The organism is Streptomyces sp. NPDC050422, assembly GCF_044458665.1.
GTDB lineage: Bacteria > Actinomycetota > Actinomycetes > Streptomycetales > Streptomycetaceae > Streptomyces.
The window spans coordinates 180,622-206,636 of record NZ_JBITIE010000013.1 but is presented as its reverse complement, the minus strand read 5'-3'; the positions used below and the strand labels follow the sequence as shown (position 1 = coordinate 206,636).

Here is a 26,015-nt window from a genome sequence, read left to right as displayed (position 1 = left end):
TTGCCTCCGAGGCAAATCCCTCGGAGTCGGTCAGCGGTTGGCGACGGCCTGCTTCACCAGGGTCCGTCCGAAGTCCCACATCAGTCCGCCGCCGCTGTGCGCGTCGTCCATCACGGCCGTGAACGCGCCCACAAAGCGATCCACGTCCCCCTCGTCGATCACGAGGGGCGGAATCAGCTTGATCACTTCGAGGTGGTCACCGGAGACCTGGGTCAGGATCCGGTGCTTCTGGAGCAGCGGCACGACCACCATCTGCGCGAAGAGTCCCTTGCGGGCCGCCTGCAGCATGGTCCAGCGGCTGCGCAGCTTGAGCGAGCTCGGCCGGCCGAACTCGATGCCGATCATCAGCCCGCGCCCCCGCACCTCGTGCAGCAGCTCGTACTGCCCGACGAGCGCGGCCAGCCGTTCGCGGAGCAGGTCGCCGGTGCGGCGCGCGCCCGCCACCGTCTCCTCGTCCTCCATCACCGCGAGGACCGCGAGTCCGGCCGCCATCGCCTGGGCGTTGGAGCCGAAACTCGCGGAGTGGACCAGGACCCGGTCCATCGAGGAGTAGACGCGTTTGAAGATCCAGTCCTTGCCGAGGGTCGCCCCCACGGGCACGTAGCCGCCGGAGAGCGCCTTGGCGACGCAGACCAGATCCGGTTCCACGCCCTCCTCGTGCTGGTACGCGTAGAAGTCCCCGGTCCTGCCGAGGCCCGTCTGCACCTCGTCCGCGATGAGCAGGGCCTTGTGCTTGTGCAGCAGCTCCTGGGCCTCCCGCAGGAACCCGGGCGGCGAGGCGTGCACCCCTTTGCCCTGGATCGGTTCGACGACGAGCCCCGCCACGTCGCCGCGCTTCAGCTCACGGCGCAGGGCGTCGAGGTCACCGAGGGCGATGGCGGTGTCGGGCAGCAGCGGCGCGAAGCCGTCCCGGAAACCGGCCTCGCCGTTGACCGAGAGCGAGCCGGTTGTCAGCCCGTGGAAGGCATGCGTGCAGTACAGGATCCTCGGCTTGCCGGTGGCGTACCGGGCGAACTTGAGGGCGGTCTCCACCGCCTCCGTGCCGCTGTTGCCGAAGAAGACCCGGTCCAGGTGCGGGCTGTGCGTGAGCAGCTTCTCGGCCAGCAGGCCCGGCAGCGGCTGGCAGTCGAACCGGGTGAGGTCGGCGAGCGAGGCGTCCAGGACGTCGTGCAGTGCCTTGCGTACGACGGGGTGGTGCCGGCCGAGCCCCATCACCCCGAAACCGGCGAGCATGTCCAGGTAGTCGTTGCCCTCCGCGTCCCAGAAGTGCGCGCCCTCGGCCCGTTCGTAGACCTTGTCGAAGCCGATGGTGTGCAGCATGCGCGGGAGCTGGTGGTTGAGGTGCTTGGTGTGCAGCTCGTAGCGTTCGGCGCCGCGCTCCGAGAGGAGCCGTGCCAGGTCGAAGCCCTTGGGCCCGTCGTCTTTCATGCCCCGCTCTCCTTGTGCCCGTTGTCCGGGGCGTCCGGCCCCTTGCCCGTGGCCGCGTCCCGGGCGGTCAGCGCGGCGCTGATCCGGCCCGCGATCTCGACCGGTGTGAGTCCGATGTCGGCCAGGATCTCGGCCCGTTTCCCGTGGGCGAGGAACTGGTCGGGAATGCCGAAGGTCCGCAGCGGTACGTCGACGCCCGCGTCCCGCAGCGCCTGTCCGACCGCCGAACCGACGCCTCCCGCCCGGCTGTTGTCCTCGACGACGGCGACGAGCCGGTGCTGCGCGGCGAGCGGCGCGAGCTGCTCGTCGACCGGCTTGACCCAGCGGGGGTCGACCACGGTGCAGCGGATGCCGGCGCCCGTCAGCAGATCCGCGGCCCGCAGGCAGACGGGGGCCATAACGCCGACCGCGACCAGCAGCACGTCGGCGTCCTCGGCGCGGTGCAGGACGTCCATGCCGCCGATGGTGCCGATCGCGGGGACCGGTTCCCCCACCGACTCCTTCGGGAACCGGATCAGTGTCGGAGCGTCGTCGATGTCGACGGCCTCGCGCAGTTCGGCGCGCAGCCGCTCCGCGTCGCGCGGTGCGGCGATCCGCAGGCCCGGCACGACCTGGAGGACGGACATGTCCCACATGCCGTTGTGGGAGGCCCCGTCCGGCCCGGTGACCCCGGCCCGGTCGAGCACGAACGTCACACCGCACCTGTGCAGGGCGACGTCCATGAGCAGCTGGTCGAAGGCCCGGTTGAGGAAGGTGGCGTACACGGCGACGACGGGGTGCAGTCCCCCGGTCGCCAGCCCGGCCGCCGAGACCGTGGCGTGCTGCTCGGCGATCCCGACGTCCCAGACACGGTCGGGGAAGGCCTCGGCGAACTTCGTCAGCCCGACGGGATGCAGCATCGCCGCCGTGAGGGCGACGACGTCCGGCCGCTCCGCGCCGATCAGCGCGATCTCGTCCCCGAACACGGAGGTCCAGGACGGACCGGCCGCGGGAGCGAGCGGGGCGCAGGTCAGCGGGTCCATCGCGCCGACGGTGTGGAAGCGGTCGGCCTCGTCCCGGAGTGCGGGGAGGTAGCCGCGGCCCTTCTCGGTGAGACAGTGCACGAGCACGGGGCCGTGGAAGCGTTTCGCGCGGTGGAGCGCGGACTCGACGGCCGCGGTGTCGTGGCCGTCGATCGGTCCGACGTACTTCAGGCCGAGGTCCTCGAACATGCCCTGCGGCGCGAAGGTGTCCTTGAACCCCTTCTTGGCACCGTGCAGCGACTCGTACAGCGGCTGCCCGATGACGGGGGTCTGCTGCAGGACTCCCTTGCCCCATGAGAGGAAGCGCTCGTAGCCGTCGGTGGTGCGCAGGGTGGCGAGGTGGTTGGCGAGGCCGCCGATGGTCGGGGCGTAGGAGCGCTCGTTGTCGTTGACGACGATGATCAGCGGGCGGTCCCCGGCGGCGGCGATGTTGTTCAGCGCCTCCCAGGCCATGCCGCCGGTGAGCGCCCCGTCCCCGATGACCGCGACGACGTGGTCGGGGCGGCCGAGGAGCTCATTGGCCTTCGCCAGACCGTCGGCCCAGCCGAGCACGGTGGAGGCGTGCGAGTTCTCGATGACGTCGTGCTCGGACTCCTCACGGGAGGGGTAGCCGGAGAGGCCGCCCTTGCCGCGCAGCTTGGAGAAGTCCTGCCGCCCGGTGAGGAGCTTGTGTACGTAGCTCTGGTGGCCCGTGTCCCAGAGGATCCGGTCCACGGGCGAGTCGAAGACCCGGTGCAGGGCGATGGATAGCTCCACCACCCCGAGGTTGGGCCCCAGATGGCCACCCGTCCTTGCCACCGCCTGGACGAGGAACTTCCTGATGTCCTCGGCGAGTTCACCGAGCTGCGGTTCGTTCAGCGCCTTGAGATCGTGCGGCCCCCGGATGGACTGCAGCAGCGTCATGCCCCGGGCCCCCTCTCTGGTCCTGTTATCGGCTCACAGTGACGGCGAGGACCCCCGGCGGTGTCCTCGTGCCGTCCCTGCCCTCGGCGGGCTCGCGCCCACCGGCCGCTGCGGGCCCGGCCCGGATGCGCCGCGTGAGCGGCGCATCGCGAACGGCCGGACCCGCAACGCGAGGAGACCCGGTACGACCGGCTCTCCGGCAGTCGTCACCTCACCGGTTCCCGCCGATGGTCTCCCGCGCCGCGCGCAAGGACTCCTTCAGCGACCCCATGGTGGCGAGGACGGCGGTGGGCTCGTAGCCGCAGTGCGCCATGCAGTTGGCGCAGCGCGGGTCCTTGCCGCGGCCGTACTTCTCCCAGTCGGTCTCCTCGATGAGCTCCCGGTACGTCGGCACGTACCCGTCGCTCATGAGGTAGCAGGGCCGCTGCCAGCCGAACAGGGAGTAGTTGGGAATGGCCCACGCCGTGCACGGGAAGTCCGCCTTGCCTTCCAGGAAGTCCAGGAAGAGCGGCGAGTGATTGAGCCGCCACTTGCCCCGGTTGCCGCCCGCGAAGGCCTTCTTGAACAGCTCACGGGTCTGCTCGACGCCCAGGAAGTGCTCCTGGTCGGGTGCCTTCTCGTAGGCGTAGGCGGGCGAGATCATCATCTCGTCGACCTTCAGGTCGTCGTTGAGGAAGTTGAGGACCTCGATGATGGTCTGGGGTGTGTCGGTGTTGAAGAACGTGGAGTTGGTCGTGACGCGGAAGCCGCGCCGCTTGGCCTCCTTCATCGCCGCGACCGCCTCGTCGAACACCCCTTCCTTGGCGACCGATTCATCGTGGCGCTCGCGCAGCCCGTCGATGTGGACGGCGAACGCGAAGTAGGGCGAGGGGGTGAACTTCTCGAGCTTCTTGCGCATCAGCATCGCGTTGGTGCAGAGGAAGACGTACTTCTTCTTCGCCACCAGTTGCCGGACGATCTCGTCGATCTGCGGATGCATCAGCGGCTCGCCGCCCGCGATGGAAACCATCGGGGCGCCCGATTCGAGCACGGCGCCGACGGCCTGGGCCACCGGCATGCGCTGCTTGAGGACTCCGGCCGGGTGCTGGATCTTCCCGCAGCCCTCGCAGGCGAGGTTGCAGGCGAACAAGGGCTCCAGCTCGACAATCAGCGGGAACTTTTCCCGCTTTCGGAGCTTCTGTTCAATGAGGTACGTCGCAACCTTGATGGACTGACGGAGCGGCATGGCCATCTAGCTCACCTCCTGGGGAGCAGCAAAGATCGGTGCCATTCATAGAAAGCCGGCAGGACGGCACGGAGAACGCGGAATGCCGATATTCCACCGCGGACCGTGCCGATGCGGACGAGCTCATGCTCCGGAGCGTCCACGACCACCCGTACGGCCGCAACCGGGCGTGGCCCGGACCGCAGGGCGATGTGCAGGGTCGCGGCGGACTCCATGTCCACCGCGATCGCTCCGGTGGCCCGCAGCTCGGCCCGCTCATGTCCTCGTACGACATGGTCGGAGCCGGTCAGCGGACCGGTGTGGACAGTACGTCCGGGTACGGCCCTGGCGAGTGCGTCGGCGAGCAGTCGCGTGCCGGTGCAGGCGTCCGACTGCCCGGCTGTCCGGGTCTCGTCGGCCACCACCAGGTCTCCGGGGTGCATGCCGGGTGCGAGCCCGGCACAGAACCCCGAGGCGATGACCGCGGCGCCGAGCGCCCGGCCCTCGCCGAGCGCCCTCGCCACGGCCGTTTCGGCCGCCTTCGGCCCCATGCCGGTACGGAGTACGGTCACGGGGCCCGGGGCGGTGCCCGCCCTGGCCCTGCCGGTGCGCAGGGCCAGGTGCTCGATGCCCAGCGCGCAGGCGATGAGCAGCGGGGCGGTGGGGCCGGCCGGCCCCGTGGCATCGCCCATCAGACCTCCCCGCGGACCGCCGTGCGGCCCGCGAACGGGTCGCCGTGCACGTACCGTCCGAGTGCGGTCAGCGGGAAGACCTGCCGGTAGAGGTGGTAGTTGATGGAGAAGTCCCAGGGGAATCCGGTCCCGGTGAAGTACGGCTCGTCCCAGGACCCGTCGGCCTGCTGGGTCTCCGCCAGCCAGGCGATGCCGCGGGATACGGCCACGGTGTCCCGCCGTCCGGCCGAGAGGAGTGCGAGCAGTGCCCAGGCGGTCTGGGACGCCGTCGAGGCTCCGTGGCCGATCCACTTGTCCTCGTTGTAGGAGCGCAGGTCCTCGCCCCATCCGCCGTCGTCGTTCTGGACGGATTCCAGCCAGCCGACCGCGCGGCGGATGGAGGGGTGCGAGACGGGCAGTCCGGCGGAGACCAGCGCGGGCACCACCGACCCTGTTCCGTAGACGTAGTTGACACCCCAGCGGCCGAACCAGCCGCCGGCCGCGTCCTGTTCGGCGAGCAGCCATTCGATTCCCCGCTGGGTCGCGGGATGCCGGGAGTGCCCCTCGATGGCCAGCATCTCCACCACGTGCCCGGTGACGTCGGCGGACGGCGGGTCGATGACCTCGCCGAAATCGCAGAACGGCAGCCGGTTGGGGAACGCGCTGGTGTTGTCGGCGTCGAAGGCGCCCCAGGCGCCGTTACGGGACTGCATGCCGACGTTCCAGCGCACGCCGCGCTCGATGGCCGCCTCGACCTTCGCCTGGTCCGGGTGGCGGACCCGGCGCAGCGCGAGGACCACCTCCGCGGTGTCGTCGATGTCAGGGTAGTTGTCGTTGTGGAACTCGAACGCCCATCCACCTGGGGCGAGTTGGGGCCTGCGCACGGACCAGTCGCCCGGCCGCGCGATCTCCTCGCCGAGCATCCAGTCCGCCGCCTTCACCAGCGCGGGGTGGTCGCCGGCGACCCCGGCGTCGGCGAGGGCGATGGTGGCGAGGCAGGTGTCCCAGACCGGGGACTGACAGGCCTCGATCATGCGGGCGCCGTCCTCGCGCCAGATGGCGAAGCGGTCGAGCGACTCGAGCCCGGCCCGCATCACCGGGTGGTCGAGGTCGTAGCCGAGCAGGTGCAGGGCGATGACGGAGTACACGGCGGGCGGCTGGATACCGCCCCAGCAGCCGTCGTTCTCCTGGCGCTCGATGATCCAGCGGGCGGCCGCGTTCATGGCGACCTTGCGCAGTCTGCGCGGGGCGATCCGGTGATAGAGGTGCAGCGCCTTGTCGAGGCGCTGGAAGACGCCGTCCCAGCTGGCGGCGGGGGCGGGGCGGCGGGGCGGGTTCGGTTCGCCCGGATCGGTGTGCAGTTCGTCCAGGGCGAAGGGGGCGGGCCGTACCGGCCGCTTCGCGGAGACGACGGTGAGCGGGACGATGGTCTGGCGGGCCCAGCAGCCGAAGTCGTAGATGTTGAGCGGGACCCACTTGGGGAAGAACATCAGCTCGGGCGGGAGTTCCGGCAGGTCGTCCCATTTCCACCAGCCGAAGAGGGCCAGCCAGATCCGGGTGAACACCCGGCTCGCCGCGATCCCGCCCTGTTCCCTGACCCAGCCCGCGGCGCGGGCCATGTGCGGTTCGTCCGGACGGTCCCCCGCCAGACGCAGGGCCACGTACGCCTCGATCGTGGCCGAGAGGTCCCCGGGGCCGCCGTGGAAGGTGGCCCAGGTGCCGTCACCGAGCTGCTCGCCGCGGATGAAGCGGCCGGCCGCCTGGACCGTGGCGGGGTCCTGGATACCGAGGAACTGCCGGAGCAGGAGGTCCTCGGCGTCCATGGTGACGTTGGTGGCGAGGTCGCCCTTCCACCAGCCCTGCTCGTCCTGCCTGCCGAGGAGGTGCTCCACCGAGCGTTCCGCGGCCCGCCGCGCGGCGGCCAGTACGTCGTCCGCGGCGATGGTTGATTCGGTTGTCGGTTTACTGGCCGAGGCTGCTCGGGGGTCCACAGCCCCGGTGCTTCCGTCGGTCGTCGCTGTCATGGCTTCCCCTTCGTGCAGTTGGTCCTCTGCTGTGCTGGGGTCTCCGTCGGCCGGCGCCCGTGAGGGGCGCCGGCCGGCGACTGCGAGTCATATTGAGGGGATGGTCATCATCTCTTTCGTACGACGACGAAGTCCGCGAGCGCCGTGAGCTGCGCCCGCACGGTTTCAGGCATGTCCACACCATGCAGCGCCTCGATGGCGACCGCATGCTGACGACGGGCCTCCTGGGCGGTCCACTCGCGGCCGCCCGCCTCCTCGATGAGCGCCGCACGGGCGGCGAACTCCTCTTCGGAGAAGCTGTCGAAGTCGCTGCTCTTCGCGTCCGCGGCGAGCAGTTCGCCCAGGCGCTCCGAGGCCGGTCCGCCCGCGGCGAGCGCGGCGACGACCGGCAGGGACTTCTTGCGCTGGCGCAGATCGCTCCACGTCTGCTTGCCGGTGGACTCCGGGTCGCCCCAGATCCCGAGCAGGTCGTCGACCGCCTGGAAGGCGAGACCGAGGTGGTAGCCGTACGCCTCCAGGACGTCGGCGGTGCGGTCGTCGGCGCCGCCGAGGACCGCACCGATGGAGCAGGCGCAGGCGAGCAGGGCGCCCGTCTTGTTGCCCTCCATCTCCAGGCACTCCTCGACGGTGACCCGCTCGCGGTGCTCGTAGGAGATGTCCTGGGCCTGCCCGTCGATGAGCTTACGGGTGGCCGAGGTCAGCCGCCGGGCCGCGCGGCCCGCCTCGACGGTGCCGAGCTCCAGCAGGATCTCGTTGGCCAGGGCGAACAGCGCGTCGCCGACCAGGATCGCCTGGGCGGGGCCGTGCACCTTCCACACCGTGTCGCGGTGACGCCGCTGCTCGTCGCCGTCCATCAGGTCGTCGTGCAGCAGCGAGAAGTTGTGCACGAGTTCGACGGCCACGGCGCCGGGGATGCCGGCCTCCGCGGCGGCGCCGGCCGCCTCGGCGGACAGCAGGGCCAGCGCCGGGCGGACGGCCTTGCCGCCGTCGCCGTCGGAGGGCCTGCCCTGGGCATCGATCCAGCCGAAGTGATAGGCGGCCACGGTGTCCATGGGCGGTGCGAGCCGGTCAACGGCGGCCCGGAGCACCGGCGCGGAAAGGGCCCGTCCACGCTCCAGAAGCGCGGTGACGTCCGTGGTGTCCGCCACGGTGTCGGAAGCCGGATTCGCCGGGGTCACTGACTCTCCTCTTGTTCCGGTGGTACTGCTCATGCCGCCTCCTGCAGCGGATGTTCGTGGGGGCGGCCGAGCGCCAGGAGTGCGGCGTCCGCGGCGCCGGCACCGCTACGGACGGCGCCCTCCATCGTGGCGGGCCAGCCGGTGGCGGTCCATGCGCCCGCCAGGAAGAGACCGGGGGCGCGGGTGCGCGTCCCCGGCCGCAGCCGGCCGACGCCGGGAGCGGGCGCGAAGGTCGCCGTACGCTCCCGGGTGACGAAGAAGTCCCTGATCCCGGCCCCGCGGGCGGCGGGCAGAAGTCGCTCCAGCTCGGGCAGGTAGCGCGCGCGGAGCTCGGCGACGGGCAGGTCGATCTCCTCGTCGGCGGCGGACTGGGAGACCGCGAGGTACTGGCCGGGGCCGGTGAGCCCGGAGGCCTCGGTCCGGTCGAAGACCCACTGGACCGGCGAACCGAGCGCGGCGAAGAACGGCTGCCTGAGCACCTTGCGGTCGTAGACCACGTGCACGTTGAGGATCGGTGAGGTGCCGATCTCCAGCAGCCGCTCGGGGGCGTCGAGCGCACCCTCGGGCAGCAGGTCATGGGCCTCGCGCTGCGGTACGGCCAGCACGACCGTGTCGGCCTCGATGCGCTCGGCGCCGGTGTCGACCACCCAGCGTCCGTCGTCGGTACGGGTGAGCGCTCCGGCCTTCGTCCGCAGTTCTGTGCGGACCCCGGCGGAGTCCAGGGCCTTGCGGCTGAGGGTGTCGTGGACGTCCCCGAGCGGCACGGAGGCCCAGCCGATGTCGGCGGCGCCGGGGTCGGAGAGGAGCCCGGTCTTGAAGACCTTCGCGGCGAGCGCGAGCGAGGAGTTCGGCGCGGTGGCGTTGAGGGTGGCCACGCCGACCAGATCCCAGAGGGCCTCGACGGTGCGCGGCGACTGGCCGTGCCGGGCGAGCCAGCTGCCGAAGTCGATGTCGTCGAGCGCGGGGTCGTCCGGGTCCAGCCGGCCGAGGGCCAGTGCGGCCCGCCCGACGCTCGCGCGCTCGGCGAGCGAGAGGTGCGGGTAGGCGGCGAGTCCGGCGGCGAGGTGGAACGGGACCGGGAGGCCGTTGCGGCGCAGCCGTCCGAGCCGTGGTCCGGCGAGCCGCCCCACGTCGAGAACCGGCACGTCCAAACGGTTTTGCAGGGGTGACAGACGTGCGCCGTCGACCCGGTCGAGGAACCAGCGGTAGGCGGTACAGCAGCGCAGGTAGACGTGCTGGCCGTTGTCAACCGTCAGTTCGCCGCGCCGGAAGGAGAAGGCGAGGCCACCGAGCCGGGGCCGTCCTTCGAGCAGGGTCACGTCAAGCCCGGTGTCGGCCAGGCGCAGGGCCGCCGTCATGCCGGCGAGCCCGCCCCCGATCACGACAGCGCGCGACGAACGCAGGGCTTCGTCCGTCATGCGTCCCCCTCTCGCCAGGTCTTTTCAGTCAGGGACGCATCCGTGTGGCAAGGGGTTGCCCGCCGTACGGAGTGATCATCCATGATGCACATGGTGCGCGAGATGTCCGTGTGGCGCATTCAGACACGCCCTCTGGTCGTGCGGCGCGAGATGTGGCGCGCGTCGAGACCCGACAGGCCGCGCACCGCCACGTACGCCTTCTCATGGCCGGGGAGCGAGACCCTGCCGCGCAGCACCGCCTCGGGGTCGCGCTCGATCCGGTCGAGGAGCCTGCGGTAGATGCCGGCCATGGCCGCCACACAGGCCCCGCTGCGCCGGTCGAGCATCGGCAGCAGCCGGTAGCCCTCGGCGAACAGGGCCCGGGCGCGCCGGACCTCGAAGTGGACGAGCCCGGCGAAGTCGGAGCCGGGCGGCGGGGTGGCCCGGTGGAAGCCGGCGGAGCAGCCGAACTTGGCGAGGTCGTCGGCGGGCAGGTAGGTGCGCCCGTTGCCCGCGTCCTCGCGCACGTCGCGCAGGATGTTCGTCAGCTGGAGGGCGAGGCCGAGCGTGTCGGCGTACTCGGCCGCGCGCTCGGTGCCCGGGGCGCCGGGTTCCGTACCGAAGACGCCCAGGCTGAGGCGGCCGATGGCGCCCGCGACGCACCGGCAGTAGATCTTCAGGTCGTCCCACGTCTCGTAGGTCGCGCCCCGCACGTCCATCAGCACGCCGTCGATGAGCTCGTCGAGCCCCTCGAGCGGCAGCGGGAACCGGCGGGCGGCGTCGGCGAGCGCGACGGCCACCGGATCGGTGTCGTCCTCGTCGACCGCTCCGTCTCGGATCCGGTCCAGCACCGCGCGGGTGCTCTCCAGGCGGACGCGCTTGGTCTCCGGCTCGAGTTCGCCGTCACCGATGTCGTCGACCCGCCGGGAGAAGGCGTACAGGGCCGACATGGCCTGCCGCTTCTCGGCGGGCAGCAGCCTGATGCCGTACGCGAAGTTACGCGCCTGTTGTCCGGTGACCGCCTCGCAGTAACTGTATGCGGCCTGTACCGGTGCCGACATGTACGTCGTCTGTCCCTCCACGGTCCGGCTCACCCCTCTCTACGCGCTCTTCGCAAAACAACTCCCACCTCGCGCAGCAGGCTGGGCTTGGTGGGTTTCGGGGGTCCGGGCAGTACGTCGAACCCGGCGGCCGCGATCGCGGTGAGGGCGGCACGCCCCCCTCCCACAAATCCGGCGAGAAGCAGCTTGAGCCTGCCGTGGACGCTACCCACCAGCGGGGTGCCTTCATTCAGCAGATGCCCTGCGCGTTCGGCTTCGTACGCGATCAGCGCCCGCACCGCTGCGCCCCCGGAGGGTGCCGCCAGGTCGGATTCGGTGACATGGAACCTGGCCATGTCGTCGGCCGGCAGATAGATCCGGTCACGGCCGAGGTCCTCGGTGACGTCCTGCAGGTGCTCGACGATCTGCAGCGCGGTGCAGACGGCGTCGGAGCGGCGGACGCGCTCGGGACTCGCGGTTCCGGTGAGCTGGAGGACCAGGCGGCCGACGGGGTTGGCGGAGAGCTCGCAGTAGGCGAGGAGCTCCTCGTACGTCCCGTAGCGGCGGATCTTCTGGTCCTGCCGGTTGGCCTCGATGAGGCCGAGGAAGGGTTCGGGGGTGAGCGTGCGGCGCCGCACGGTGGGGCGCAGTGCCTGCAGGAGTGGATGGTGCGGGGTCTCTCCGGTGGTGGCGAAGGTCCGGCGCAGGTCCGCTTCGAGCGCGTCGAGCATCGCAAGGCGGTCCTCGCCCTCCGCCGGGTCGAGACCGAGGTGCCGTGCGTCGGCGCCGCCGGGGGCGAGGTCGCCGTCGCCGATGTCGTCGACGAGGCGGGCGAAGCCGTAGACCGCCATCAGGTCGTCGCGCCAGGCGCGCGGCAGGAAGAAGGGGGCAACCGGAAAGTTCTCGTCGGCGGCCTTGTCAAGGGTTCCGGGTACGGCGGAATCAAGCCGCGCCTGCGGGGTACGGGTCACTGCGTACCGCCCTGCGCGAGGACGGCGTGAGTACCTCGGAGCTGGAGATCGTCCGTCATAGCCGTCACATCTCCCGTTCTACACTGCCGACCCAAAACATCCCATTCCGGACACGCCGCCCGCTCTCCCGAGTGCGGAGGACGACTACGAGCCGTCCACCCAGGCGGTATCGCCCCACTTGCAACGAATCAGCACCGGTACAGCTTACGTTGTACAACGCTCATCCATACGCCGGGGTGTGGGGCGCGCAACACCTGCGCGCTTTGCCCTGTCAACTTTCCCCTCGTGCAAGGAAATTGACGTCATCCGGCGGGAGGAGATCTTGCCGGGCGCCGTACACCGAGCCGTGGACGCCCGGGCCACGGTCCACGATCCGGAAGCAGCACAGCGGCCTTTGCCGGAATGCTCCGGCAAAGGCCGCTGCGGTACGCGACGTCGGCGACGCCCTACTTGCCCGTCTCGCGCTCGTACGCCTTGAGGACCTCGTCGGTCGGGCCGTCCATCAGCAGTTCGCCCCTTTCCAGCCACAGCACCCGGTCGCAGGTGTCCCTGATCGACTTGTTGCTGTGGCTGACCAAAAAGACGGTGCCGGCCTCCTTGCGGAGCTCCCGGATGCGCTCCTCGGAGCGGATCTGGAACTTGCGGTCACCGGTCGCCAGCGCCTCGTCGATCATGAGGACGTCGTGGTTCTTGGCGGCGGCGATGGAGAAGCGCAGCCGGGCGGCCATACCGGAGGAGTACGTCCGCATCGGCAGGGTGATGAAGTCGCCCTTCTCGTTGATGCCGGAGAAGTCGACGATGTCCTGGTACCGCTCGCGGATCTCCTCGCGGCTCATCCCCATGGCGAGCCCGCCGAGCACGACGTTGCGCTCGCCCGTCAGGTCGCTCATCAGCGCCGCGTTCACCCCGAGCAGCGAGGGCTGCCCGTCGGTGTACACCTTGCCCTGCTCGGTCGGCAGGAGCCCGGCGATGGCCCGCAGCAGGGTGGACTTGCCGGAGCCGTTCGTACCGATGAGGCCGATGGCCTCGCCCCGGTAGGAGGTGAAGGAGACGCCGCGTACGGCGTGCACCTTGCGGACCCCGCGCTCCTCGCCCTTGCCGCGGCGCAGCATCCGGCTCAGTGCCGCGGTGGCGCTGCCCCTGCCACCGCCACCGCCGTTGACGCGGTACACGATGTGCACATCGTCGGCGATCACGGTGGGGACGCGCCCCGCGGTGTTGTCCTCAGCCACGGCCGTACCGCTCCTCTGCCTTCCAGAAGTACACGAAGCCGACCGCGCCCACCACGAGCGCCCAGCCGAGACCCGCCACCCAGACGTGCGCCGGGAGGTTCTCGGAGCCGTATCCGTCGATCATCGCGAACCGGACCAGGTCCATGTAGATGGCCGCCGGGTTGTACTGCAGCACATCGGTGATCCAGGCCGGCTTGTCGGCGAGCATCACCGAGATGGAGAACATCACGCCGGAGGCGTACATCCACGTCCGCATGACGAACGGCATCAGCTGGGCCAGGTCGGGGGTCTTGGCCCCGAGCCTCGCCATGATCAGCGCCAGTCCGGTGTTGAAGAGGAACTGCAGCGCCAGCGCGGGAATCACCAGCAGCCAGGACAACCTCGGATAGCTGCCGAATCCCACGGCCACGGCGACCAGCACGATCATCGAGTACAGCAGCTGCTGGAGCTGCTGGAGCGAGAACGAGATGGGCAGCGAGGCACGCGGGAAGTGCAGCGCCCGCACCAGCCCGAGGTTGCCGGAGATCGCGCGGACCCCGGCCATCACCGAGTTCTGGGTGAAGGTGAAGACGAAGACCCCGGTCACCAGGAACGGGATGAAGACCTCCGGTGACATCCCCCTCTTCGTGCCGAGAATCAGGCCGAAGATGACGAAGTACACCGCGGCGTTCAGGAGCGGGGTGGCCACCTGCCACAACTGGCCCAGCTTGGCCTGGCTGTACTGGGCGGTCAGCTTGGCGCGCGAGAACGCCATGATGAAGTGGCGTCGCCCGCGGAGCTGGCGCACGTACTCGAAGAGCCCGGGCCGTGCACCGCTGACCGTCAGACCGTATTTCGTGGCCAGTGCGGCATGGCTCAGGCCGTCGTCGGCCGATGGCGGGGTGCTCAACGCAACAGCACCGTCATGGGTTGTGTCACTCACCAGATGAAACTCTCGTATTCAAAACGCGCAGCCAGTCGTGGGCGCGGCTCAGGGCGGACAGGTCCCGAAAAAGAAAACTTACGCCTCATGCTCCCAGAGGCGAACCCCTCAGATGACCGGAGGCCGGCCCAGTCTGGTCAGCCGCCACACCGTACGCCACTTCATCGGACGGCGTGGTCCGCAGGGTGTCGTCCAGCCTTCCCGGAAGCCGCCGAACCATGCCTTCAGTGCGGGGCCCGAGGGCTTGCGGAGCAGGGTCAGCAGCAGCCACACGCCGAGGTACACGGGGACCAGGGGCGCGGGCAGGTTGCGCCGGGCCAGCCAGACCCGGTTCCGGGCCACCATGCGGTGGTAGACGGCGTGCCGGGACGGAGCGGTCGTCGGGTGGTTGAGGACCATGTCCGCGCGGTAGTCGATCAGCCAGCCGGCGTCCAGTGCCCGCCAGGCGAGGTCGGTCTCCTCGTGCGCGTAGAAGAAGTCTCCAGGCAGCGGACCGACCTCGGCGATGACGCGGGTGCGTACGGCGTTGGCGCCGCCGAGGAAGGTCGTCACCCGCGAGGAGCGCATCGGGTCGGCGGCACGCAGCCGCGGCACATGGCGTCGCTGGGTCTCGCCGGTGTCCGGGTCGGCGATCCGGAAGCTGATGATACCGAGCCTCGGGTCGGCCTCGAACGCCTGCCGGCAAAGCTCCGCGGTGTCGGTGAGCGGCAGATGCCCGTCGTCGTCGAGGAAGAGCAACGCGTCGACGTCGGCGCCGGAGGGCCCGAAGGCCTCGATGCCCACGTTGCGGCCGCCGGGGATGCCCAGGTTCTCGGGCAGCTCGACGGTCCGCACGCCTGCGGGGACGTCCGGTACGGGGGAACCGTTGCCGACGACGACCACCTCGATCCGGTCGCCGTCCTGCTTGGCGACCGAATCGAGCAGCGCGCGCAGCTCGGCCGGGCGGTTGCCCATCGTGATGATGACCGCGCCGAGTTTCATGGGGGAGCTCACTTCAGCCTGCTCGATGCCAGGACCGACACGAGGTGGAGGAGGGTCTGCAGCAGGGCGATGCCGGCCAGCACCGCGACCGCGAGGCGGCTGAAGAAGAGGTCGTCGCGGACCGCGTCCAGGACGGCCGCGACCAGGATGACCAGCGACGCCTCGACGCACAGGATCAGCCGGTGGAACTTGAGCGCCCCGGCCGCCCGGCGGGCGAACGCCATGCCGGAGGAGCGCGGCTCGGAGGCGGCCTCCTTGACCGGCGGCAGCCCGCCCTGGTGGCGTGCGACCCCGACCAGGTCGGTCTCGGCCTTGATCAGGATGGCGCCCAGTGCGGCGAGCGTGCCCAGGAAGGCCCACAGCCAGTCGATGCGGCCGGTGCCCCACAGGTCCGCCGCGCGCAGGCCGAAGCCGACCAGCACGGCGGCGTCGCACAGGTAGGCGCCGACCCGGTCCAGATAGACCCCGCCCAGGGAGAACTGCTTCTTCCAGCGGGCGAGCTCGCCGTCGACACAGTCCAGCAGCAGGTAGAGCTGGACCATGAGGACGCCGAGCAGCGCGCCGGGGATGCCCGGGACGAGCAGGGCCGGAGCGGCGAGCACACCGGCGACGGTCATCAGGTAGGTCAGCTGGTTGGGCGTCACCTTGGTGTTCACCAGGTACCGGTCCACACGCAGCGAGACCTCGCGCATGTATATCCGGCCCGCCCAGTGTTCGCCGCTGCGCCGGTCCTTGACGCCCGGGGGGTGAACGACCGGGCGGAGTTCAGCTACTGATGGTCTTGGCATAGTCGACGTACGCGTCCCTGATCTGGTCGGTGGACAGGTTGAGGTGCTCCAGGATCGTGAAGCGTCCCGGACGGGTCTGCGGGGCGTAGTCGACGGCCTGCACGAACTCGTCGACGGTGAAGCCGATCTCCTCGGGCAGGACCGGCAGACCGTGCCGGCGGAGCACGTCGGCGAAGAGCCCGGACTCCGCGCGTGCGCCGCGCAGGTGCATGGCAAAGGCGGCGCCGAGGCCGACCTGCTCGCCGTGGCTGGCGGCGCGCTTGGGGAAGAGCAGGTCGAAGGCGTGGCTGATCTCGTGGCAGGCGCCGGACGACGGGCGGGTGTCGCCGCTGATCGAGATGGCGATGCCGGAGAGCACCAGCGACTCGGCCAGGACCGTGAGGAACTCGTCGTCGGCGACGGTGCCTGGGTGCCGCAGGACGGCTTCGCCGGCGGTACGGGCCATGGCGGCGGCCAGTCCGTCGATCTGTTCGTTGTTGACCTGGTGCGAAAGCTCCCAGTCGGCGATCGCGGAGATGTTGGAGATCGCGTCGCCGACGCCGGAGCGCACGAAGCGGTCCGGGGCCTCGCGGATCACCGAGAGGTCGATGACCATGGCGATCGGCATCGGGACACCGTAGGAGCCCCGGCCGTTGTCGTTGTCCAGGGTGGCGACGGGCGAGCAGAGACCGTCGTGGGCGAGGTTCGTGGCGACCGAGACCAGCGGCAGGCCGACCCGGGCCGCGGCGTACTTCGCCACGTCGATGATCTTGCCGCCGCCGAGACCGACCACGGCGTCGTAGCGCTTGCCCTTGATGTCGTCGGCCAGCTGTACGGCGGCGTCGATGTTGCCGCCCGCGACGCAGTACCAGTCGGCGCCCGGCAGGGCCGGTGCGAGCTTCTCGCGCAGGGCCTGCCCGGAGCCGCCGCTGATGGCGATCGCGAGCTTGCCGGACGCGGAGATCCGCTGGTCGACGAGGAGGCCGGCCAGGTCGTCCATGGCGCCCCGGCTGATGTCGACGAAGACCGGGGAGGGGATGAGTCGGGTCAGTACCGGCATGCGATCTCCCTGCCCTTCGCGAGGTCGTCGTGGTTGTCGATCTCGACCCAGGTCACGTCGCCGATGGGGGCCACGTCGACGGTGAAGCCGCGGTTGACGAGCTCCTGGTAGCCGTCCTCGTAGTAGAGGTCCGGGTCGCGTTCGAACGTCGCCTTCAGCGCGTCGGCGAGTTCCTCGGCGGCCTCGGCCTCGATGAGGGTGACGCCGATGTACTCGCCGGTGGCGGTGGCCGGGTCCATCAGCTTCGTGATCCGCCGCACACCCTTGTCACCGTCGGTGATGACCTTCATCTCCTCGTCGGCGAGCTGCTTCACCGTGTCGAGGGCGAGGATGATCTTCTGGCCCTTGCCGCGCGCGTCCAGCAGGGTGCGCTCGACGGAGACCGGGTGGACGGTGTCGCCGTTGGCGAGGATCACGCCCCGCTTGAGGATGTCGCGGGCGCACCACAGGGAGTAGGCGTTGTTCCACTCCTCGGCCTTGTCGTTGTCGACGAGGGTGAGCTTCAGGCCGTACTTCGCCTCCAGCTCCTCCTTGCGGTCGTAGACGGCTTCCTTGCGGTAGCCGACGACGATGGCGACCTCGGTGAGTCCGATCTCGGCGAAGTTGGCCAGCGTGAGGTCGAGGACCGTCTTCTCGCCGTCCACCGGCACGAGGGCCTTGGGGAGCGTGTCGGTGTAGGGGCGCAGGCGCCGTCCTGCGCCGGCTGCCAGTACGAGGCCGATCATGCGGGTTCTCCTTCGTCGTGAACGGCGGGCGCCCCGGAGGACACCCAGAAGCGGATGGACTCCACGAGCACGACCAGTGCGACGGCCACCGCCAGGGCGGTGAGGGCCACGGTGAAGTCGGAGGCCCCCGTGAGTACGGCGGCGAGTACGGCCACCACCAGGGTCCGGCCCTCGTGCCCGCCGATCGTGCGCACCAGCCACTGGGGCGGGGCGCCGGTGCCGCCTCGAATGCGGTACACCGTGTCGTAGTGATGGTAGGCGACCGCCGAAACGAGGCCGAAGGCCGCGGGGAGCGCACCGTCGATGTCGCTGCGTGCGGCCAGGATGAGGATCGTGCAGTACTCCGCCGCCCGGAAGACGGGGGGGACGAGCCAGTCGAGTGCGCCCTTGAGGGGGCGGGCCACGGCTATGCCGGAGCAGATCGCGTAGAACACCGCGGCAGCGATCATCTGCCGGCTGCCGAACGGCTGCTGCAGTGCGGCGGCGATCAGGGCGCCGGTGCCGACGACCGCGGCGACCGGGGCGCTCCAGGCTCCGGGAATCCGGGGACCGCGGGCCGCCACGAGCTGGGCGAGGGGGCCGGAGTCGGCGAGGTCGGCGAGGGCCTGGGCGGCTCGGTCGGTGCGGCGGGCCTTGCGGGTCAGCGAGCGCAGCACCCGGCCCGCGGTGGTGTAACAGGCCGCGAAGGCGCACCCGACGAGCAGCGCGTAGAAGACGATCCGCGGGGTGGTCACCGCGGTCAGTACGGCGATCATCGCCCAGCGCTCACCGATCGGGAGCACGATCATGCGGCGCACCCAGACCGTCCAGCCGACGCTGTCGAGCTTGTCGGAGAGGGCGGCCGTGGGGCTGGAGTTCGCGACCGCGTCGTGGTTCGCCTCGTTGAACGAGAAGTCGATGACGTGGCGGCAGGACTGGAGCACCATTGCGCCGAGGGCCAGCGCCCAGACGTCGTCGCCGCCGCGGGCGGCACCGAGGGCGAGGCCCGCGTAGTAGGCGTACTCCTTGGCCCGGTCGAAGGTGGCGTCCAGCCACGCGCCCATCGTCGAGTACTGCAGCGAGTAGCGGGCGAGCTGCCCGTCGGTGCAGTCCAGCACGAAGGAGAAGAGGAGCAGCAGTCCGGCGGCGACGTATCCGCCGCGGGTGCCGGTGGCCGCGCAGCCCGCCGCGACCAGCGCGGTCAGCAGGGAGGCGGTGGTGACCTGGTTCGGGGTGAACCCGCGGCGCGCGCACCAGCGTGCGATGTAGCGCGAGTACGGGCTGATGCAGTACGTGGTGAAGAAGCCGTCGCGGGCCTTCACGGCGCTGCGCAGCCGCACCGCCTCGTCGTCGACGGCGGCGATGCCGGACTGCGCGGTGGCACGTGTGGCCTCGTCCGCCGGAACGGCGGCGACGAGCGAGCCGAGCTCCGGGCGCTGGACCGCGGTGCCCTCGGCCTCCATCGTGGCGGCGAGCCGCCCGGGCACGGTGCGGTCGGTGACCACGACGGTGCTGCCGGGCGGACCGGCGGGGACTCCGGCGCCGACCGCCTCGGTGGTGGTGCGCAGGGCGCGGACCAGGGCGGGGCGTGCCTCGGGCTGTGCGGTGAGCGCACCGGCCACGGCGGCGGCGGGGAAGCGGGGGTCGGTCAGTCCGAGCCGCAGGGCGTGGACGTGACCGACGAAACGGGGATCGACGAGGGCGACGCGACTCTCGGCCGGCACCGCGGACAGCAACCGGGCCGCCTCGGTGACATCGGCGGCGGTCTGTACGTCGAAGCCCAGTGACCTCAGATCGTCCTGGAGCGACGATCCGGGTACCGGAGCACCTGTGAGAATGGCGGTCGACAGACGAACTCACTCCTTGGTGCTGACACGGGTCGGCGCGCGACAGTGCGGCCCTGAATGCGGCCGGCGGCATGTCGGCAGAGGCTATCGGATGAACGGAAGCGGGAGTTCACTGCCCGTTTGTGCTCCGTTCCGGGCGGACCGGCATCATCCGGCCCCGTTCGCGATCATCATCGTCGATCGCCGCCTCGCCTGACAAAACACGGGCCCTCCGTCACGGGGACGGGTGGGCGACGCCCCGCCCACGTCGCCGGACTAACCTGGCCGGCATGACATGGCTGATCACAGGCGGGGCCGGATACATCGGGGCACACGTGGTGCGGGCGATGAGGGGGGCCGGGGAGCGGGTGGTCGTCCTCGACGACCTCTCGACGGGCAATCCGGACCGGCTGCCGGACGACGTCCCGCTGGTCCGCGGCTCGGCAGCCGACCGCGCGCTGCTGGACCGGGTGCTCGCGGACCACGAGGTGACCGGTGTGGTGCATCTCGCAGCGAAGAAGCAGGTCGGCGAATCCGTCGAGAAGCCGCTCCTGTACTACCGGGAGAACGTCGCCGGGCTGAACGTCCTCCTGGAGGCCGTCGTGGCCGCCGGGGTGCGGCGCTTCCTGTTCTCGTCGTCGGCCGCGGTCTACGGCGTACCGGAGGCGGAGATGATCACCGAGGCGGCGCCCTGCGTCCCGATCAGTCCGTACGGCGAGACCAAGCTCGCCGGCGAGTGGCTGGTGCGCGCGGCCGGGCGGGCGCACGGCATGTCCACCGGCTGTCTGCGCTACTTCAACGTGGCGGGCGCCGCCGAGCCGCATCTGTCGGACACGGGCGTCTTCAACGTGATCCCGATGTTCTTCGACCGGCTGACCCGCGGTGAGGCGCCGCGGATCTTCGGGGACGACTACGCCACGCCCGACGGCACCTGCATCCGCGACTACATCCACGTGGCCGACCTGGCCGACGCGCATCTGGCCGTCGCCCGGCAGCTGACCGCGCAGGACGGTCCCGGGGACCTGACCGTGAACATCGGCCGCGGTGAGGGCGTCTCGGTGCGCGAGCTCGCCGATCTGGTGGCGGAGATCACCGGCTACGGGCTGAAGCCCGAGATCGAGCCGCGCCGGGCCGGGGACGCCGCGAAGGCGGTCGCCTCGTGCGACCGGATGTCCGGCGAGCTGGGCTGGACGGCCCGGCGCGGGGTGCGCGAGATGGTCGAGTCGGCCTGGCGGGGCTGGCAGCTCCACCACCCCGGCACGTCTGCGCCGTAGGGGTTCGCGCGGGCCGGTCCGTCGCTCTGACCTGCGAGCATTTCCGCAGGTCAGAGGAGTTGACAACGGTGTTCACTGCCGTGTTGCCCGATACCCCCCACCCGTAGTTCACTGACAGTGCCCGGGCCGTTCGCGTCCGGGCCCGCAGACGACCGGGAGGCGTCCCCATGGGGGCAGGGCACGATCACGGGCACGCGCACGGAGGACCCGCGCCCACGGGCACGGCGGCCGCCGCGTACAAGGGACGGCTGCGGATCGCGCTGGGCATCACGCTCGCCGTGGCGGTCATGGAGGTCGTCGGGGGTGTGCTGTCGGGCTCCCTCGCGCTGATCGCCGATGCGGCCCACATGGCGACCGACGCCCTCGGGCTGGGCATGGCGCTGCTGGCGATCCACTTCGCCAACAAGGCGGCCGGACCCAACCGGACCTTCGGCTACGCCCGTGCCGAGATCCTCGCCGCGCTGGCCAACTGTCTCCTGCTGCTGGGGGTGGGCGGCTATCTGCTCTTCGAGGCGGTGGAGCGTTTCATCACCCCGGCCGAGACCCGGGGCGGGCTGACGATCGCGTTCGCCCTGGTCGGCCTGGTCGCGAACATGGTGTCGCTGTCGCTGCTGGTGCGCGGGCAGAAGGACAGCCTCAACGTGCGCGGCGCCTATCTGGAGGTGCTCGCGGACGCCCTGGGTTCGGTCACCGTGCTGGTGTCGGCGGCCGTCATCCTGGCGACCGGCTGGCAGGCCGCGGACCCGGTCGCCTCGCTGGTCATCGGGCTCATGATCGTCCCGCGCACGGTGAAGCTGCTCCGCGAGACGTTGAACGTGCTGCTGGAGTCGGCGCCGCCGGGGGTCGACATGGGTGAGGTGCGCGACCACATCACGGCCCTGCCCGGGGTGATCGAGGTCCATGACCTGCACGCCTGGACGATCACCTCGGGGATGCCGGTGCTCTCCGCCCATGTGGTGGTGCATCAGGAGTTCCTCGACTCGATCGGGCACGAGAAGCTCCTCCACGAACTGCAGGGCTGTCTCGGCGACCACTTCGACGTCGAGCACTGCACCTTCCAGCTGGAGCCGAGCGGCCACGCCGAGCACGAGGCGAGGCTGTGCCACTGACCCGGGGCCGGGTGAAACCGAGGTGTAGGGTTTTCGCAGCGGTGTACGAATCTCTGCCCGCGTGAGTTCTGTGTACGTGAGAGGAGCTGGGACTGATGACCGCCGCGAAGGCGCCCACCCGGCGCACCCACCGGTCCTGCTCCCACTCCAGGGTTCTCGGCTGACACCCGGCTCACACCGAGTCGGCCCGTCGGCCGGAGCCCGCTCCCCCAAGGGTTTCCCACGTTGACCGACAACAATCACTCCTTCGATCACACCGCGCCTTCCTCGCCGCACGAGTGCGGGCCGGAGCGCCCGCGGGCCGTCGCCCACTGGTCCGCCCGTCCAGAGACGGCGGCCGACACCGCTGCCGTGCACGCGGTCAACGCCGCCGCGTTCCCGACGCGGGCGGAGGCCGATCTGGTCGACGCCCTGCGCGAGGACCCCTCGGCCTGGCTGCCCGGGCTCTCGTACGTCGCCGAGGCCGCCGACGGGTCGATCGCCGCATACGCCCTGCTGACCCGCTGCCTCGTCGGGGACGTACCGGCACTCGCGCTGGCCCCGGTTGCCACTGCCCCCGGGCATCAGCGCCGGGGCGCGGGGCAGGCCGTGGTGCGGGCCCTGCTCGACGCCGCCAAGCGGCGCGGGGAGCCCCTGGTGCTGGTGCTCGGTCATCCCGAGTACTACCCGAAGTTCGGTTTCGTGCCCGCGTCGCGGTATGGAATCCGGCCGGGCTTCGAGGTGCCGGACGAGGCGATGATGGCTCTGGTCCTGGACGCTTCCGTGCCCGTTCCGCGGGGCACGATTGAGTATCCGGCGGCTTTCGGGGTCTGACGCTCTGTCCGGCCCCGCCGCGCCCGGGTGGTGCGGCGGGGCCGGACATGCCAGGACCCGAAGTACGGGCAAGCCGCCTTTGTACGGCAGACTTGAGCAGACTCGACGGGACCGGCGCACGGGGCCGGGACCATAGCGAAGGATGGGTATGCCGACCACACCAGCCACCGCGGCGAACAGCTCGTCGAACGGCGCAGCAGAAGCGATCATGCTCGAACTGGTCGACGAGAACGGCACCACCATCGGCACGGCGGAGAAGCTCGCCGCTCACCAGGCCCCTGGTCAACTGCACCGGGCTTTCTCGGTGTTCCTCTTCGACGAGCAGGGCCGGCTGCTGCTCCAGCGCCGCGCGCTCGGCAAGTACCACTCCCCCGGTGTCTGGTCCAACACCTGCTGCGGTCACCCGTATCCGGGCGAGGCGCCCTTCGCCGCCGCCGCCCGGCGGACGTACGAGGAGCTGGGCATCTCGCCCTCGCTGCTGGCCGAGGCGGGCACGGTGCGCTACAACCACCCGGATCCCGCGTCGGGTCTGGTCGAGCAGGAGTTCAACCACCTCTTCGTGGGCATGGCCCAGGACCAGCTGCGGCCGGATCCGGAGGAGGTCGGAGAGACGGCTTTCGTGACGGCCGGAGAGCTGACCGAGCGGCACGCCCGGGCCCCCTTCTCCGCCTGGTTCATGACCGTGCTGGATGCCGCCCGTCCCGCGATCCGGGAGCTGACGGGACCGGCCGCCGGCTGGTAGCGGCGACGCGTCGGCGCGGAGGGGTCACAGGCGGGTGCGGAGCGGCAGCGCCGCCCAGATGACCTTTCCGCCGCCCGCGGTGTGCTCCACGTCGCAGATGCCGCCCGCTTCCCGGGTGATCTCACGCACCAGCAGCAGCCCGCGCCCCCCGGTCTGCGCGTAGTCCGTCTCCAGCGCCGTCGGCCGGTAGGGGTGGTTGTCCTCGACGGACACCCTGATCCACTCGGCGCCGACGGCGACCTCGACCGCGAGCTCCGGCGAGAGCAGCGCGGCATGCTTCACGGCATTGGTCGCCAGCTCGGAGACGATGAGCAGGAGGCCCTGGGCGATGTCGTCGTCCAGGGGGACGCCCTGGCGTTCCAGCAGATCGCGTACGGCGTGCCGGGCCTGGGGTACGGAGACGTCCGTGGCCGGGGCGGTGAACCGCCAGACCCCCTCGTACGACACGGGCCGGGCGGGGACACTCCCGCGGCTCTCCATTGTCCGGTACCCGCTCTCCACTCGGTGGTGACTGCACGTCGAGTACAGGGTGCGGGGCGTAGTCGGTTCGGTCCGTACCACTGAACAGAAGTCGACCCCAATCGACGGAACTTGACCGAATCGGTGTGGGTGCGTCAGCTTTCGGACCGCTTCTGGACTTCCTCCGGGGGTTCCGAAGGGCTGTCCGCGCCTGTGCCGGGCACCATCCGGTCCGAGACCATCGACACGATGCGGCGGCCCCCGACACCGACCGCGATGAGGCCGAGCCCGTCGAAGAGCAGGGCGAGCGAGAAGAAGCAGCCGAGTACGTAGAGGCTGCTGTGCGGCCAGTCGAAGAGGACCAGCAGCCCGAGCAGCAGTCCGAACGCGCCCTGCAGCAGCGTCCAGCCGAACTGGGGCCCGCGCACCACGACGCTGCCGACGAGGCGGAACACCCCGCCCGTCAGGAAGAGCAGCGCGGCGAACATCGTCAGCGCCTCCGCGGTGCCGTGGGGGTGACGGATGACGACGACGCCGGCGGCGATGTTCAGCGCCGCGACGACCACGCCCAGCCAGAAGTAGCTGGTGCCGCGTGACTGGACCGCGTGGAGCAGGCCGACCAGGCCGCCGATGAGCAGCAGCCAGCCGAAGAGGATCATCGAGGTGAGCGTCGCGACGCCCGTGTAGACGAGGCCGACCAGGCCGGCGACGACGAGCAGGATGCCGAGCAGGGCCAGACCGCTGAAACCGCGGTGGAGCTTCCTGCCCTCTTCTACGGGATCGGCCACCACGAACTCCTCAGGGTGCGTGCCTGCTTCGCGACCCCTTCTTGATCATAGGTTCGAACCGCATGGATAGCATCCGGCGTATGGACCGTACGGAACCCCGGCTGGAGCACGCCGTCGTGGACGGCGTCGCCACCGTCGTCATCAGCAACCCCGCCAAGCGCAACGCGATGACGGCCGCCATGTGGCAGTCGCTGCCCGTGCTGCTCGAAGGGCTGGCCGCCGACCCCTCCGTGCGCGCCCTGGTGCTGACCGGCGCCGGGGACACCTTCTGTGCCGGTGCGGACATCTCCTCGCTCCGCGATCCGTCCGGCGCCCCGCAGGGACTCGCTGTGGCGGCGGAGGAGGCGCTGGCCGCCTTTCCCCGGCCGACGCTCGCCGCGGTGCGCGGCTACTGCGTGGGCGGAGGCAGCCAGCTGGCCGCCGCCTGCGATCTGCGGTTCGCGGAGGAGGGGGCGTCCTTCGGCGTCACCCCGGCCCGGCTCGGGATCGTCTACGCGGCGTCCTCCACCCGTCGGCTGGTCGCGCTGACCGGCCCGGCGACGGCGAAGCACCTGCTGTTCTCCGGCGAGCTGATCGGCACGGAACGGGCGCTGCGGACGGGCCTGGTGGACGAAGTGCTGCCCGTGGGCGAGCTGGAGACGCGGGTCGGGGCGTACGTACGGACGCTGGCGTCCCGTTCGCAGCTGACCCAGGCGGCGGCGAAGGAGTTCGCCGCGGGGCGCGAGGACCGGGACGCGCACTGGGCGGAGCAGGCGCGCCGCAGCGGCGACACCGCGGAGGGTGTCGCCGCCTTCCTGGAGCGCCGCGCCCCGCGCTTCAGCTGGCCGGCCGGAAAGTGAGCGCTCCCTACTCGAGGATGAAGCGGCTCTTGGCCCGCCACTCCTGAACCATCGCGGCCGGGGCCTTCGCGGGTGACCCCGCGTCGTACGGCGGCTGCGGGTCGTACTCCGTGAGCAGTTGCACGGCCTGGGCGTACTCGTCACCGGCGATCCGGCCGAGCAGGGTGAGGCCCATGTCGATGCCCGACGAGACGCCTGCGGCGGTGACGTACTTACCGTCGGTGACCACGCGTTCGCCGGTCGGCTCGGCTCCGTACTCCTTCAGCGTCTCCAGCGCGAGCCAGTGCGAGGTGGCGCGCCGCCCCTTCAGGAGTCCGGCGGCCGCGAGCAGCAGCGATCCGGTGCAGACGGAGGTCGTCCAGGTACTGGTGGCGTCGGCCCGGCGCAGCCAGCCGAGGAGGTTCTCGTTGTCCATCTGGGCGCTCTGCCCGGGGCCACCCGGGACGATCACCAGGTCGGGTGCCGGGACGTCGGCCAGTGTCCGGTCGGCGACCAGCGCCAGACTGCCGCCGCTGTCGTTGCGCACCGCGCCGGCCGACTCCGCGACGAACACGGTCTCGGCGCCGGGCGCCCGGCTCAGGATCTCGTACGGTCCTACGGCGTCCAGCGCCGTGAAGCGGTCGAAGAGGAGGATGGCGATCTGCATGGGTGAGTTCCTGCC

At 70.8% G+C, this 26,015-nt stretch carries 23 protein-coding genes and 1 pseudogene; 5 read left to right on the top strand and 19 right to left on the bottom strand.

Annotated elements, in window-relative coordinates:
• Positions 1 to 30: 30 nt before the first annotated feature.
• The 16 genes from ACIBJG_RS22220 to ACIBJG_RS22145 form a co-directional block, all read right to left on the bottom strand.
• Positions 31 to 1,428: an aspartate aminotransferase family protein gene (locus ACIBJG_RS22220; RefSeq protein WP_399309681.1), complete on the bottom strand. Its 1,398-nt coding sequence runs from the start codon at positions 1,426 to 1,428 to the stop codon at positions 31 to 33.
• A complete protein-coding gene (gene dxs, locus ACIBJG_RS22215; protein ID WP_399309680.1) occupies positions 1,425 to 3,353 on the bottom strand; it encodes a 1-deoxy-D-xylulose-5-phosphate synthase in 1,929 nt (642 codons plus the stop codon). Before dxs ends, ACIBJG_RS22220 begins: the two co-directional genes overlap by 4 nt.
• A gap of 211 nt (positions 3,354 to 3,564) precedes the next feature.
• Positions 3,565 to 4,584 carry an adenosyl-hopene transferase HpnH gene (hpnH, locus tag ACIBJG_RS22210; RefSeq protein WP_399070221.1) on the bottom strand — a complete coding sequence of 340 codons (1,020 nt, stop codon included), beginning with the start codon at positions 4,582 to 4,584 and terminating at the stop codon, positions 3,565 to 3,567.
• A gap of 5 nt (positions 4,585 to 4,589) precedes the next feature.
• Positions 4,590 to 5,249 carry a 1-hydroxy-2-methyl-2-butenyl 4-diphosphate reductase gene (locus ACIBJG_RS22205; RefSeq protein ID WP_399309678.1) on the bottom strand — a complete coding sequence of 220 codons (660 nt, stop codon included), beginning with the start codon at positions 5,247 to 5,249 and terminating at the stop codon, positions 4,590 to 4,592.
• Complete coding sequence (gene shc / locus ACIBJG_RS22200; RefSeq protein WP_399309676.1) at positions 5,249 to 7,252, bottom strand: squalene--hopene cyclase; 2,004 nt, start codon at positions 7,250 to 7,252, stop codon at positions 5,249 to 5,251. Before shc ends, ACIBJG_RS22205 begins: the two co-directional genes overlap by 1 nt.
• A 107-nt stretch (positions 7,253 to 7,359) precedes the next feature.
• Positions 7,360 to 8,463, bottom strand: a complete 1,104-nt coding sequence (locus ACIBJG_RS22195; RefSeq protein WP_399309674.1) for a polyprenyl synthetase family protein — start codon at positions 8,461 to 8,463, stop codon at positions 7,360 to 7,362.
• The gene (gene hpnE / locus ACIBJG_RS22190; RefSeq protein WP_399309672.1) at positions 8,460 to 9,848 is read right to left on the bottom strand and encodes a hydroxysqualene dehydroxylase HpnE; all 1,389 of its coding nucleotides are present in this window, start codon (positions 9,846 to 9,848) and stop codon (positions 8,460 to 8,462) included. The genes ACIBJG_RS22195 and hpnE overlap by 4 nt, the downstream gene beginning before the upstream one ends.
• Before the next feature lie 119 nt (positions 9,849 to 9,967).
• Positions 9,968 to 10,888 carry a presqualene diphosphate synthase HpnD gene (hpnD, locus tag ACIBJG_RS22185; protein WP_399309670.1) on the bottom strand — a complete coding sequence of 307 codons (921 nt, stop codon included), beginning with the start codon at positions 10,886 to 10,888 and terminating at the stop codon, positions 9,968 to 9,970.
• A gap of 29 nt (positions 10,889 to 10,917) precedes the next feature.
• Positions 10,918 to 11,838, bottom strand: coding sequence for a squalene synthase HpnC (hpnC, locus tag ACIBJG_RS22180; protein WP_399309668.1), 921 nt, complete (start codon positions 11,836 to 11,838; stop codon positions 10,918 to 10,920).
• Positions 11,839 to 12,284: 446 nt separating this feature from the next.
• Entirely contained in the window at positions 12,285 to 13,070 is a 786-nt protein-coding gene (locus ACIBJG_RS22175; protein WP_399309666.1) for an ABC transporter ATP-binding protein, read from the bottom strand.
• Positions 13,063 to 13,992 carry an ABC transporter permease gene (locus ACIBJG_RS22170; RefSeq protein ID WP_399309664.1) on the bottom strand — a complete coding sequence of 310 codons (930 nt, stop codon included), beginning with the start codon at positions 13,990 to 13,992 and terminating at the stop codon, positions 13,063 to 13,065. Before ACIBJG_RS22170 ends, ACIBJG_RS22175 begins: the two co-directional genes overlap by 8 nt.
• A gap of 108 nt (positions 13,993 to 14,100) precedes the next feature.
• The gene (locus tag ACIBJG_RS22165) at positions 14,101 to 14,973 is read right to left on the bottom strand and encodes a glycosyltransferase family 2 protein (RefSeq protein WP_399309756.1); all 873 of its coding nucleotides are present in this window, start codon (positions 14,971 to 14,973) and stop codon (positions 14,101 to 14,103) included.
• Between the two features lie 8 nt (positions 14,974 to 14,981).
• Positions 14,982 to 15,761, bottom strand: a complete 780-nt coding sequence (locus ACIBJG_RS22160; RefSeq protein WP_399309662.1) for a CDP-alcohol phosphatidyltransferase family protein — start codon at positions 15,759 to 15,761, stop codon at positions 14,982 to 14,984.
• Positions 15,739 to 16,800, bottom strand: coding sequence for an iron-containing alcohol dehydrogenase family protein (locus ACIBJG_RS22155; protein WP_399309660.1), 1,062 nt, complete (start codon positions 16,798 to 16,800; stop codon positions 15,739 to 15,741). Before ACIBJG_RS22155 ends, ACIBJG_RS22160 begins: the two co-directional genes overlap by 23 nt.
• Positions 16,788 to 17,525: a sugar phosphate nucleotidyltransferase gene (locus ACIBJG_RS22150; protein ID WP_399309658.1), complete on the bottom strand. Its 738-nt coding sequence runs from the start codon at positions 17,523 to 17,525 to the stop codon at positions 16,788 to 16,790. The genes ACIBJG_RS22155 and ACIBJG_RS22150 overlap by 13 nt, the downstream gene beginning before the upstream one ends.
• The gene (locus tag ACIBJG_RS22145) at positions 17,522 to 19,297 is read right to left on the bottom strand and encodes a DUF5941 domain-containing protein (RefSeq protein ID WP_399309754.1); all 1,776 of its coding nucleotides are present in this window, start codon (positions 19,295 to 19,297) and stop codon (positions 17,522 to 17,524) included. The genes ACIBJG_RS22150 and ACIBJG_RS22145 overlap by 4 nt, the downstream gene beginning before the upstream one ends.
• 323 nt (positions 19,298 to 19,620) lie before the next feature.
• Here ACIBJG_RS22145 and galE point away from each other — a divergent pair, with 323 nt between their 5' ends.
• From galE to idi, 4 genes and pseudogenes are all read left to right on the top strand, one after another.
• Positions 19,621 to 20,604, top strand: a complete 984-nt coding sequence (gene galE, locus ACIBJG_RS22140) for a UDP-glucose 4-epimerase GalE (protein ID WP_399309656.1) — start codon at positions 19,621 to 19,623, stop codon at positions 20,602 to 20,604.
• Positions 20,605 to 20,771: 167 nt separating this feature from the next.
• On the top strand, positions 20,772 to 21,713 hold the full coding sequence (locus ACIBJG_RS22135) for a cation diffusion facilitator family transporter (RefSeq protein ID WP_399309654.1): 942 nt from the start codon (positions 20,772 to 20,774) through the stop codon (positions 21,711 to 21,713).
• 312 nt (positions 21,714 to 22,025) lie between these two features.
• Positions 22,026 to 22,526 (top strand): annotated as a pseudogene (locus ACIBJG_RS22130) (GNAT family N-acetyltransferase); the annotation flags it as partial.
• 148 nt (positions 22,527 to 22,674) lie between these two features.
• Positions 22,675 to 23,268, top strand: coding sequence for an isopentenyl-diphosphate Delta-isomerase (gene idi, locus ACIBJG_RS22125; protein WP_399309652.1), 594 nt, complete (start codon positions 22,675 to 22,677; stop codon positions 23,266 to 23,268).
• Between the two features lie 24 nt (positions 23,269 to 23,292).
• Here the strand turns inward: idi and ACIBJG_RS22120 are convergent, their stop codons facing one another.
• Positions 23,293 to 23,748: an ATP-binding protein gene (locus tag ACIBJG_RS22120; protein WP_399309650.1), complete on the bottom strand. Its 456-nt coding sequence runs from the start codon at positions 23,746 to 23,748 to the stop codon at positions 23,293 to 23,295.
• A gap of 134 nt (positions 23,749 to 23,882) precedes the next feature.
• Positions 23,883 to 24,515 (bottom strand): HdeD family acid-resistance protein, encoded by a 633-nt coding sequence (locus tag ACIBJG_RS22115; protein WP_399309648.1) that lies wholly within the window; start codon positions 24,513 to 24,515, stop codon positions 23,883 to 23,885.
• 80 nt (positions 24,516 to 24,595) lie between these two features.
• On the opposite strand from ACIBJG_RS22115, the gene ACIBJG_RS22110 reads away from it, so the two are divergent.
• The gene (locus ACIBJG_RS22110) at positions 24,596 to 25,354 is read left to right on the top strand and encodes an enoyl-CoA hydratase/isomerase family protein (RefSeq protein WP_399309646.1); all 759 of its coding nucleotides are present in this window, start codon (positions 24,596 to 24,598) and stop codon (positions 25,352 to 25,354) included.
• Between the two features lie 7 nt (positions 25,355 to 25,361).
• On the opposite strand, the gene ACIBJG_RS22105 is transcribed toward ACIBJG_RS22110, so the two are convergent.
• Positions 25,362 to 26,000, bottom strand: a complete 639-nt coding sequence (locus ACIBJG_RS22105) for a DJ-1/PfpI family protein (protein ID WP_399309643.1) — start codon at positions 25,998 to 26,000, stop codon at positions 25,362 to 25,364.
• Between the last annotated feature and the right edge of the window lie 15 nt (positions 26,001 to 26,015).